This window comes from Desulfovibrio sp., assembly GCF_035644575.1.
Lineage (GTDB): Bacteria > Desulfobacterota > Desulfovibrionia > Desulfovibrionales > Desulfovibrionaceae > Desulfovibrio.
Genome location: NZ_DASQOG010000080.1, coordinates 20,878 through 30,955, shown reverse-complemented (window position 1 = coordinate 30,955; position 10,078 = coordinate 20,878). Strand labels below are relative to the sequence as shown.

At 59.6% G+C, this 10,078-nt stretch carries 11 protein-coding genes; 3 read left to right on the top strand and 8 right to left on the bottom strand.

Annotation, left to right across the window (positions count from 1 at the left end):
- From dnaE to rfbD, 5 genes are all read right to left on the bottom strand, one after another.
- On the bottom strand, positions 1 to 1,331 hold a 1,331-nt coding region (dnaE, locus tag VEZ52_RS04405), incomplete at its 3' end, for a DNA polymerase III subunit alpha (protein WP_324835707.1).
- A gap of 193 nt (positions 1,332 to 1,524) precedes the next feature.
- Entirely contained in the window at positions 1,525 to 2,034 is a 510-nt protein-coding gene (locus VEZ52_RS04400) for a hypothetical protein (protein ID WP_324835706.1), read from the bottom strand.
- A complete protein-coding gene (locus tag VEZ52_RS04395) occupies positions 2,031 to 2,825 on the bottom strand; it encodes an HD domain-containing protein (RefSeq protein ID WP_324835705.1) in 795 nt (264 codons plus the stop codon). The genes VEZ52_RS04400 and VEZ52_RS04395 overlap by 4 nt, the downstream gene beginning before the upstream one ends.
- Positions 2,826 to 2,889: 64 nt before the next feature.
- Positions 2,890 to 4,056, bottom strand: coding sequence for a DUF3179 domain-containing protein (locus VEZ52_RS04390; protein ID WP_324835704.1), 1,167 nt, complete (start codon positions 4,054 to 4,056; stop codon positions 2,890 to 2,892).
- Positions 4,053 to 4,940: a dTDP-4-dehydrorhamnose reductase gene (rfbD, locus tag VEZ52_RS04385; protein ID WP_324835703.1), complete on the bottom strand. Its 888-nt coding sequence runs from the start codon at positions 4,938 to 4,940 to the stop codon at positions 4,053 to 4,055. The genes VEZ52_RS04390 and rfbD overlap by 4 nt, the downstream gene beginning before the upstream one ends.
- A gap of 196 nt (positions 4,941 to 5,136) precedes the next feature.
- On the opposite strand from rfbD, the gene VEZ52_RS04380 reads away from it, so the two are divergent.
- The 3 genes from VEZ52_RS04380 to VEZ52_RS04370 all read left to right on the top strand — a co-directional run bounded on the left by VEZ52_RS04380 (position 5,137) and on the right by VEZ52_RS04370 (position 7,182).
- Entirely contained in the window at positions 5,137 to 5,928 is a 792-nt protein-coding gene (locus tag VEZ52_RS04380; RefSeq protein WP_324835702.1) for a sirohydrochlorin cobaltochelatase, read from the top strand.
- A 3-nt stretch (positions 5,929 to 5,931) separates the two neighbouring features.
- A complete protein-coding gene (locus VEZ52_RS04375; protein WP_324835701.1) occupies positions 5,932 to 6,771 on the top strand; it encodes a hypothetical protein in 840 nt (279 codons plus the stop codon).
- Between the two features lie 147 nt (positions 6,772 to 6,918).
- Entirely contained in the window at positions 6,919 to 7,182 is a 264-nt protein-coding gene (locus VEZ52_RS04370; protein WP_324835700.1) for a hypothetical protein, read from the top strand.
- Here VEZ52_RS04370 and VEZ52_RS04365 read toward each other — a convergent pair.
- From VEZ52_RS04365 to VEZ52_RS04355, 3 genes are all read right to left on the bottom strand, one after another.
- On the bottom strand, positions 7,155 to 7,850 hold the full coding sequence (locus tag VEZ52_RS04365; RefSeq protein ID WP_240824990.1) for a Crp/Fnr family transcriptional regulator: 696 nt from the start codon (positions 7,848 to 7,850) through the stop codon (positions 7,155 to 7,157). The genes VEZ52_RS04370 and VEZ52_RS04365 overlap by 28 nt on opposite strands.
- An 89-nt stretch (positions 7,851 to 7,939) precedes the next feature.
- Positions 7,940 to 8,269 (bottom strand): 4Fe-4S dicluster domain-containing protein, encoded by a 330-nt coding sequence (locus tag VEZ52_RS04360; protein ID WP_192113735.1) that lies wholly within the window; start codon positions 8,267 to 8,269, stop codon positions 7,940 to 7,942.
- 15 nt (positions 8,270 to 8,284) lie between these two features.
- Entirely contained in the window at positions 8,285 to 10,057 is a 1,773-nt protein-coding gene (locus tag VEZ52_RS04355) for an adenylyl-sulfate reductase subunit alpha (RefSeq protein WP_324835699.1), read from the bottom strand.
- Positions 10,058 to 10,078 lie beyond the last annotated feature (21 nt).

Sequence of the window (10,078 nt, the reverse complement as noted above, 5' to 3'; positions counted from 1 at the left end):
ACGCCCTTGGCCTTCATGGTGCCGAAGGTGGTGATCTGCGCCACCGAGCCTTCGCCGTAGGTTTCCACCATGTGCTTGATGACCTCGACGCGGCGGCGTTCGCAAAAGTCCACGTCGATATCGGGCAGGGAGACGCGTTCGTTGTTCAGAAAGCGTTCGAACAGCAGATTGTACGGAATAGGATCAAGGTTGGTGATGCGCAAAGCCCACGCCACCAGCGAACCGGCGGCGGAACCGCGTCCCGGCCCCACGGGAACATTGTGGTTTTTTGCCCAGTTGATGAATTCCTGCACGATGAGGAAGTAACCGGGGAAACCCATTTCAAGAATAACGCGCAGTTCGTACTGCAGGCGGTCGCGGTAGAGCTGAACGTCAATCGTGTCTCTGTCGGGGTGTTTCTCGAGCCGTTTTTCCAGCCCTTCTTCTGCCAGCCGCCGAAATTCGGAATCAAGGCTGGCCCCTTCCGGCAGCTTGTACACAGGGAAATAGTGGTGGCCGAAGTCCAGCTCCACATTGCACTGCTCGGCAATGCGCATGGTGTTGGCCAGGGCTTCGGGCACGTGGGCAAAGGGCTTTTCCATCTCTTCGATGGACTTGTAGAACAGCTCATGGGTGCCAAAGCGCATGCGCTTGGGGTCGTCCATGGTGGTCTGCGTCTGAATGCAGAGCAGCACTTCGTGGGCTTCGGCATCGTCAGCGGTGAGGTAGTGGCAGTCGTTGGTGGCAACCAGCGGCACGCCCGTGGTTTCCGCCAGTTCCAGAAGGGCGTTGTTGGCCTTGGTCTGCTCGGGTAGGCCGTTGGATTGCAACTCAAGGTAAAAACGGTCGGGGTAGATATCCGCGTATTCCCGGGTGAGGCTCAGGGCCTTGTCCATGTCGTCCGCAAGAATGGCGCGGGGGATTTCGCCCGCAATGCAGGCCGAAAGGCAGACAAGGCCCTCGGAATATTTGCGCAGCAGGGGTTTATCCACGCGGGGCTTGTAATAGAAACCCTCAAGGTAGCCCTGTGTGACCAGCTTGACCAGATTGTGATAGCCAGTGGTGTTCTGGGCCAGCAGAATCAGGTGATTGCGGCGGCGCGCCAGTGGCGAATCCGTGCTTTTATCCTTGTGGTCGTGGCAGACGTAAACCTCGCACCCAAAGATGGGCTTGACGCCGTAATCCTTGCAACCCTGATAAAAATAGGCCGCGCCAAAGAGGTTGCCGTGATCGGTGATGGCGCAGGCGGGCATGCCGAAATCCTTGGCGCGGGCGCACAGATCCTTGATGCGGATGGCGCCGTCAAGCAGGCTGTATTCGGTATGGCAATGAAGATGGACAAAATCTGACATGAAAACTCCAGAAGCGGAAAAGGCGGGCGTTACCGGCGCAAATGTCTGACAGGCGAGCGCCTGAACAGGGTGCGGCAGCGCCTGAGCAGCTTATAGCACAGGCAGGGTGGGCCTTCAAGGCGGAGCCAGGAGGCCAGAAATGCGGGCTTGGCCGCACTGGGCCGCGAGAGGCCGCGTGGGGAGGTTCAACGCCTCAGGCGCGTTGCAAATGCAGCAGGGCCGCAGCTCCGGCAAAAATGGGGCGGCGCTCGTGCACCAGCGCATTGCATTGGTGCACAAGCCCCTCAATGCCGCCCCTTTGAATAAAATTTGTTTGAGGTGCGCGAATGCCCTTGTCCCTGCGCGATTCAAGCTTATGCGTTCCGGCAATCGCCATAAGGCTACGCGCCGCCAGCGTTGCGGGCAGCTCGAGGTTGCGTTCCGCCAGTTTGAAATCAGCTACCAAGACTATTTCAGCGCTCTCAAGCGCGAGCCGCAGCAGGGCTTCTGCCTGCACCTCAGGCAGATAAAAGAGCACAAAAGCCATGCGCGTACAAGTCAGGGGCGTTTGAATGGCGCTTCGCAGTGTCTGCACGTCAGGGTTGAGCGGAGCATGCGCGTACGCATCCGGCCAGGGCACCCGCCGTGCCAGCGCCGCCTGCGGAAAAAATGCAGAGCAGACAGGCAAAGCGTCAAGGCTGGCTGCCATAGGGGCAGGCGTCACAGCGCGGTCTCCAGAATATGCAGCAGGCAGTCGCGGGCTTCGGCCTGCGGAACCGTATCCGGCACACTACGCAGCAGATTTTGCGCATGCCCGTCCGCAAGGAATTTGCGGCGGCTCGAAGCAAAGTGCAGATCAAAAAACCATGTCGCCAGCAGCAGGCGAAAATCGTTGACGCAGCGCAGATCCATATAGGCCGCCACGCGCTTTTCGCGCACAGCCTTGAGAACAGCCTCGCTGGCGATGGTTGGGTCGTCCGGCTGTTGCAGCACCACCGTGGGATTATACGGGGCTGGGCCGCTCAAATGTTCGTCCATGATCCGCAGAATGTCCAGTTTGTCCGCATCGCGCACCACATTGGTGACCAGAGCGATATCCTCCGGCGTCCCCTTGGGCAGGGCAAAGCGGTTGTGCATGCCCACAGCCGCCATGACCAGCTTGCTCGTTTGCGGACTTTCGTTGACGAGGCGGCTCTCGGCCTTCAGAACACGTACGCCCATCTGGCCGTGATTGCACGATTCCCTGTCTCTGAACGTATGATAGCGCAGATATTGCTCAAAGCGGGCCACGTCATGGTACAGTGCTGCCAGGAGGCAGGCCCGCGCTGTCTGCTGCTCAAAACCTTCGCCTTCAACGGTGTGGCGGGCATTTTCCAGCACTTCAAGGGAGTGATGGAGTTTGATATCCATGGGCAAGGCATCTCCCTGTGTCTGGGCTGTTTTGGCTGCGGCGTATGCAGTAAACCACGCCAGATGCATGGATATGTCGGCGGATGCTGTGACGGTGCAGTTCATGGGTAATCAAATACGCTCTGGTTTTGCGCAATGCAAATGGCCTGACCCCGCTTGGGCTGTTGGGCTATTCCCCCGGCGGGGCTGGCGAGAGCAGCTTTTCCGGCACCTCGCCGGGGCCGGGAATGACCAACGTTTCCGGATTCATGCTGTACCAGGCAAACCACATGGAATACGCGCCGTAAAACTGCGGCATGGACGCGCCCTTCATGTTGCCGTCAAGTGCCACGCCCGTGGCAGGATCCCACAGGCTGCGCGTGGTCAGATCCATGAGCTTGCCGTTCTGGGCTACAAACAGGAATGGCTCGGCCCATATCTGGCGGTTAAAAAGACGCACCACCTCAAGGCCCCGGTCATAGACGGCCAGCAGGGCATTGGGCCCCACAAAAAAATTCACGGCCCCTTTTTTGCGCACATAGCCTATATCGATAGCCAGCAGGTATCCCTCATACTCAATGCACAGCATGGGGGTTTTGCGGGCAAAACGTTTGTCCGTGCGCTCCACCGGATAAATGAGCCTGTCGTTATCGTAGTAGGTTCCCTTGCGCAGGTAGTTGCCGTAGGGATCGCGCCCGTAGGGCTTGTTGCCGTTAGGCTTGGCAAGCACCACGGCATGCGGAAAGGTGCGCTTTGCCGCACCCCAGGTTGTCCAGTATACAGGCACCATGGGCAGGCCACGGCCCAGCAGGGGGCCGTCAAAGGCCATGCCTGTTTCCTGTAGCCAGAGACTGCCGGAATTACGGTCGATCAGAACGCTGTTGCCGTCGTAGAGGCGGCCTTCCGTGTCAAAAATAAGGTTCAGCCCCCCCATGGAAGAATCGTAGGCCATGAAGGTGCCGGTGGTGGGACAGTAGGTGATGGCGTAGGCCTTGTCGTCCACGATTTCGTTGACAACCTGATGCCAGACCATGATGCGCTGCGGGTAAACGCGCGCGCCCCCTTGCAACATGGCGATGAACACCACCTCGTCATCGCTGAGGCTCAGGTTTGCATCCTGAATACGGTCATAGCGCGGGCGGTACAGGGAAGGGATGGAGCCGTATTTGACGCCTGTTTCAATCAGTTTGCCGTTGACGGCGGCAAGCTCCTGCAAACTGCGCGGCCTGGCCTGAGCGCCATCGGCATTCCAGAGCGAAGTCAGCGTGAGCAACGTGAGGCCCGCCGCGATCAGGCAAAGCGCCCGCCATGCGTGCAGGCTTGGAATCCGCGCCGGGCAAGGGCCTGGGATTGTCACTGCGTCCCGCCTTTGCTGGTGTGCGCGGGCAGATAGTCGCTGAAAACATAATCGCGCAGGGCCTGGGGCCACGGGCGAGGAGACTTGCCAAGAAAGGCGGCCAGCTTGCTGTTGTCCAGCACGGAAAACACTGGGCGGCGCGCTTTTTGAGGCCACTCAGCCGAATCAATGGGCACAACCCGGCACGGGGCCCCGGCCAGAGAAACAGCCTCGCAAGCCAGATCACACCAGCTTGCCTGCCCGCCGTTTACCGCATGCCAGATGCCCGTAGCCCTTTTTTCGGCCAGAGCGATGCTCCAGTGCGCCAGATCAAGCGTATAGGTGGGAGAACCTGTCTGGTCATGCACCACGTTGATGGAATCGCGGCGCTGGCAGGCGGCAAGGATGGTATCCACAAAATTTTTGCGGCCTGGGCCAAAAAGCCATGCCGTGCGTATGACGCACGAACGATCCGGCAGCGCTTCCAGAACAGCCTTTTCGCCTTCAAGCTTGGTGCTGGCGTATACAGATGCCGGTTGGGGAGTATCTGTTTCTTTCCACGCGGTTTCGCCCGCGCCGGAAAAAATGAAGTCCGTGCTGAACTGCACGAGAAATCCGGCCCCCTGCGCCTTGAGGCAGCGCGCAATGGAGGCGGGCAAGGCGCGGTTGAGCTGGCAGGCTTCGTCCTTGTGGTCTTCGGCATCGTCTACAGCCGTCCAGGCCACAGTGTTGAACACCACATCCGCCTGCGCCTCTGCAATGGCAGTTTGCAGAAAGGCCATGTCCAGCAGATTGCCGTTTTCGCGGCCCAGTGTTGCAACTTCCCATTCGCGTGCTTTAAGCACTCGCGTCAGGGCCTGGCCCAGAAGGCCAGTTGCCCCCCCAAGTACCAGAGCTTTTGCCATGCGACCCCCAAGGTTTGCCCACCAACGCAGTGCTGGCAGTATCCAGGCCATTCTCCGGCACATTATCCCTGCATTGATGCCGGGGTCAATACAATACAGGCAGGTCAACATCAATTTCATATGAAACCGCTTGGGCATTGCCAGCCATATGCGGCCTCCTTGCTTCAAGGGCGCAAGTGACGTACAAAAAAGCCCCATGAGACACGCTATTCTTCTGGTCGCCTTTGGCGCAAGCAGCCCGCAGGGGCAGAATGCCCTCAAGGGATTTGACGCCCTTGTGCGCCAGCGTTATCCCGGTATTCCGGTACGCTGGGCCTATACTTCGTTGCTCTTGCGCGAGCGCATGGCGCAGGCCCGCCAGAAGAGCGATTCTGTGTTCAAGGCGGTTTGCCGTCTTGGGCTTGAGCGGTTCGAGGCAGTGGCGGTGCAGCCCTTGCAGACCATACCCGGTCAGGAGCATGGTGATGTGCGCGCCACGGTTGAAGAGGCCGCCGAACACGAGCATCTGCTCTGCCGGGTTGGCGCGCCTCTGCTCGCCACGGCGGACGATGTGCGCTCTACGGCTCGGGCGCTGGTGCGGCATCTGCCCGCCGAGCGCAACGCGGATGAAGACGTGGTCTTTATGGGGCACGGCGCGGAACACGAGGCGGTTGCCCGCTATGTGGATCTGGCCAGCGCCGTGCACGAGCTTGACAGCCGTGTGCATGTGGGGGCCATGAACGGCGCTGTGACGCTTGAAAGTATTTTGCCCAATCTCGCTTCACGCCGGGTATGGCTTATGCCGCTTTTGTCGGTGGTGGGCCGCCATGCTCTGGAGGACATGGCGGGCGAGAACGGGCACAGTTGGCGCAGTCGCATTGAGGCCCAAGGGCACCAATGCCTGCCCGTGCTCATGGGGACGGCGGAATACGCCGATGTGGCTGAAATATGGCTGCGGCATCTTGAGGATGCCGTGCAATCCCTTGCTGCTGGCTGGGAGAAGAGGTGAAGTATGCGCGGATTTTTGGCGGCTATACTGGTTTCAGGTTTGTTGTTGGGCGGGTGCGGCGCTATGGGCACGGGGGACACCGGCCCTAAAGAAAAAGTAAACCTTGCGGCTGGCGTGCAGAACGCCAAGGCCAATGCCTTTAACCCCTATTTGCGTACTTCCTTGCCCAACCTGCGCACGAACGATGCAGAGAGCCAGGCCATGCTGCAAAAAATGGGCGGGCGCGCTACCTCCATTGAGGGTGAAGCTGCCTATCGGCCCCAGTGGAAACACGAGATATACCCTGTGTTTTTCGGTGAGCCCAAGGCTCCTCACGAAGTTCTGGTGCTGCTTGATTTTGCATCGCCGCAGAGCGAAAAGGTCTGGCATGCCGTGGTTGAGGCCAGCCGCTCAGTTTCGCCCCAGCAGTGTAAGGTGGCGGTTTTTGCCAACAGCAAGGAATACTACGGCACCGACCTCATGGGCATGGGCATCTGGGTTTCCTACTCCCGCACCGGTCAGGGCATGGCCTACATGACCTACGCGCTCTCGCGCTGGAACGAGATCAAGGCTGCCCAAAAGAAAAAGGGACACGTTGCGGCCTTTAACAACGAATACGACGCCACGGCGGAATCCTCTGACTTCCCCATCCACTACAGCTACATGAGCAAGCTGCGGCCCCCGGTGAACCCCGCCGAAGAACTGGCCGTGGGCAAATACTGCTACAATGCGGGCAATGTGAACCTGTATCAGGCCCAGCAGATCGCCCAGTATTTTAGTATCAAGACCCTGCCAGCCGTGATTGTTGACGGCAACGTGCTGTCGTCCGTTTCTGCCAGCAGCATTCTGAAGGCCATGGAATAGCCCGTCTGAGGCAAATATTCAGACAGCCTTTGGCCTTCTGAAACTGCACGTATAATGCCGCAAAGCCCGCTCGAAAGAGCGGGCTTTGTTTTTACCTTTCACGGACGGCAAAATCCGTTGCAGGGGCAGGAATCGGAATGGAGTGGAATGAAAGGAGCCGCAGGCAGCCACATGGCGGGCACATGGCAGGCTCCGGGAACAGCCCTTGTTCTGGCTGTACCATTTCCCGGCGGGGCAGACTATAAGCTGCAAGATTATTGGGGCAACGGCGAATTTTTTGTCTGCACCGAATGTCTGGGCCGGATTTCCGGCAAGGCGTCCGACTGGCGCGCTGGTGCCCGTGGCGGCCCGAGGCGTGCGGTGGCGCGGGACAGGGGGCACGGCTACAGCAGGTTGTGGTCGAGGCGGTAGATCATTTCAATGGGATTGAGCAGAACAATGCGTCTGCCCGAGCCTACAATAAGCCCCGCATTGCGAAACTGCTGCAAGGTGGCGCTGACCGTGGGCTGGGTGGAGCCGACCATGGAGGCCAGCTGCTCCTGCGGAATGCTCAGCGGGATCTCGCAGGGCTTGTTCCAGCCCTCGGTGGTGCGCAGGGTTTCGTAGGCCAGAGAAATGAGCAGGCTTGCCAGCCTGTTGGCAACGTCGCTGTTCTGGCGGCGCACAAGATCGCCCATCTGGCGCAGTCTGCGCCCAAGCAGGGTAATGACGCTGCGCGCCAGCGGATAATGCTCCTGGAGCATGCTTTCAAAATCCTGCCGGTTGATGGCGTACAGCACGGATGCGCTGGCCGTCTGCGCGCTGGCCTTGCGTGGGGAATTGTTCAGCACTTCTGAAATGCCGAAGATTTCGCCCTTCATGCGCAGAGAGAAGGTCATTTCCTTGCCTGCGCGGTCCATGCAGAAGATGCGTATCAGGCCGGATTCTATATAAAAGCAGGAGTCTCCCGCGTCACCTTCAAGAAAAACCATCTCATTCTTAGACAGTTCAAGGCGCTGGGCGTTTTTCAGAAAGGCGCTTTTGGCCTCGTCAATGCCCTTGAAAAAGTCTTCCTTTTCCAGATGCCAGAATGTGTCCATGAGTGCCCTTCCCTGTGTGATGCGCCAGCGTCCCGCCGTGTAGGAACGGCAGGACGCTGGCGGCTATTTTCTAATAATACTCTGCGCTATCAGGCCTTGTCCAGCCTGTTCACATAGCGGTAGGTCTGTTCCTGCCCGTTGATGTCGCGGCATTTCCAGATAATGAAGTTGGAGCCCATGATGGGGCGCAGCGTGGCCTTGAAGTAGCCCAGCTGGTAGGGCATCTTGATTTCAAGCGCGCCCGCAGGGCATGCCTTGATGCAGGACATGCAGTCCCAGCAGTCGCGGGCGGCCCGCAAGTAGGCCTTGCCCGTGGCGGGGTTCAGGGCCATAAGATCGCCAGGGCAGATTTCTTCGCAATGGGTTTCTTCGCGCCCGTTACAGCCGTTGCATTTGTGCGTGTCGATTTTCGGCGGCATTGTCTTTCTCCTGACTTAGGGCTTGTACCTGTCGCCGGGCAGCAACTGCTCGTAGGGACGGGTAAAGGTTGTCATTTCTCCTGTGACGGGATCGCGGCGCGACTCCACAAAGCAGTCAAAGTTTTCATCGTCGCGCTGGGGATAGTCCGAGCGGGTCTGCCAGCCAGCCCAGCGGGTTTCCTTGCGGGCCTTGAGGTGGTGCACAACGGCTTCAGCCACGTCCACGCGGTCCATGGTTTCGTTGGCCTGCATAAGGTCGTGCAGATCCTTGGCGCGCAGGTGCTTGAACTGGCTTTGCAGAATCTTGATGTGCCGCAGGGCGTAATCAAGCTGCTGCTCGTTGACGCGATAAAACTGGCTTGAACCGCCAGCGTATTCGTCCATGAGCCTTTGCAGGCGTTCCTTCATTTCCAGCGGGCTTACGCCTTCTTCTTCGCGCGTGAGCAGGGGAGCGTACACGCGTTCCTTTTCCTGGGCGATCTGGGCGGCATCAAGCTCCGGCGCATCGGCTACGGCCATGTAGGCCAGAGCGCCGCGCGCGGCCAGTTTGCCCTCGGCGCAGCAGCCGCCCACAAACTTGTTGGGGTTGCCGCCTGCGGTTTCGCCCGCTGCAAACAGGCCGGGCAAGGTCGTCATGCGCTCCATGTCCACCCAGTAACCGCCGCCGGTGTGACCGCCCATGATATAGGGATCGGAACCGAAGATTTCGATGGGTTCCTTGGACGGATCCTGCCCACGGCTGGCAAGGAAGAGCACGAAGGAAGGACGCTCGTTGAGGTAATCTTCCATCATGGCTTTGGTTTTTTCCGGGGTCATGTTGGTGGTGTCGCAGAAGCAGGGGCCGCGACCAGCCAGCCATTCCTCCATGGGAGCGTTGGCGCGGATGTAGCGCGGGGCCGCATCGCCGCCAACGCTTTCGTAGCGACTCATGACGCGCTCGCCCAGCGAGTTGATGATGGGTGCGCCGTAACCCACGGAGATGGTATCCACCGGGCCGCAAAAATCCTTGGTGCGCGTGGCGACCCAGCGCTGCTCAAGGCTGCTGAGTTCCGCGCCCTGGCGCAGGCCCATGGCATAACCGGAACCCACGCAGTAGGGGCACATCCAGATTTGCGAGCCGCTGTCGGTGGAGTCGGCGGTGTAGGACTTGTAAAGCGTGCCCGCGCCGCCGGTGCTCACCACTGTGGCCCGTGCGCGGAACACGTAGAACTTGCCGTCGCGCACGCCAAAGCCCGTGGCCCCTGTGCAGCGGCCATTGTGCACCAGCAGGGCCGTTGCCGCCACGCGGTTGTAGACATCCGCACCGGTTTCAAGGGCTTTTTCGGCCATGATGGGCTTGAGCTGCTCGCCGTGGATGGAAATGTCCCACTTGCCGCGATAGCGGATGTTGCCCTGCTCGTCCCTGAGAATGGGCAGGCCCCAGCGCTCCAGGTCATCAACGCATTCGTTGAGCTCCTGAGCGTTGGAAAGGGCAAGATCTTCGCGCAGGGGGCCGCCGCCAACCTGCGAACGGCTCCAGCGCACGAGGTCTTCGGGCGTCTTGTTGGGCGGAATATAGGTGTTGATGGCGTCCATACCGGCAGAACACGCGCCGGAACGCATGATGTCGGCCTTTTCCACAATAACGATCTTGGCTGCGGGGTTGAGACGCGCGGTTTCCGTTGCCACAAAGCAACCGGCATTGCCGCCGCCGATGATCAGCAGGTCGGCGGTTACCTCGACAGTTTCAATGTCGTTCAGGCTGGTTGGCCGAAAATCGACCGCATGTGTTGTTTTTATGCGTGCCATAATGTCCTCTCGGGCAAAGGG

Coding starts and splice junctions, on each gene's coding strand:
- VEZ52_RS04395 (WP_324835705.1), bottom strand. CDS start 2,825: ATGAACTGCACCGTCACAGCATCCGCCGACATATCCATGCATCTGGCG.
- rfbD (WP_324835703.1), bottom strand. CDS start 4,940: ATGGCAAAAGCTCTGGTACTTGGGGGGGCAACTGGCCTTCTGGGCCAG.
- VEZ52_RS04380 (WP_324835702.1), top strand. CDS start 5,137: ATGAGACACGCTATTCTTCTGGTCGCCTTTGGCGCAAGCAGCCCGCAG.
- VEZ52_RS04375 (WP_324835701.1), top strand. CDS start 5,932: ATGCGCGGATTTTTGGCGGCTATACTGGTTTCAGGTTTGTTGTTGGGC.
- VEZ52_RS04370 (WP_324835700.1), top strand. CDS start 6,919: ATGAAAGGAGCCGCAGGCAGCCACATGGCGGGCACATGGCAGGCTCCG.
- VEZ52_RS04365 (WP_240824990.1), bottom strand. CDS start 7,850: ATGGACACATTCTGGCATCTGGAAAAGGAAGACTTTTTCAAGGGCATT.
- VEZ52_RS04360 (WP_192113735.1), bottom strand. CDS start 8,269: ATGCCGCCGAAAATCGACACGCACAAATGCAACGGCTGTAACGGGCGC.
- VEZ52_RS04355 (WP_324835699.1), bottom strand. CDS start 10,057: ATGGCACGCATAAAAACAACACATGCGGTCGATTTTCGGCCAACCAGC.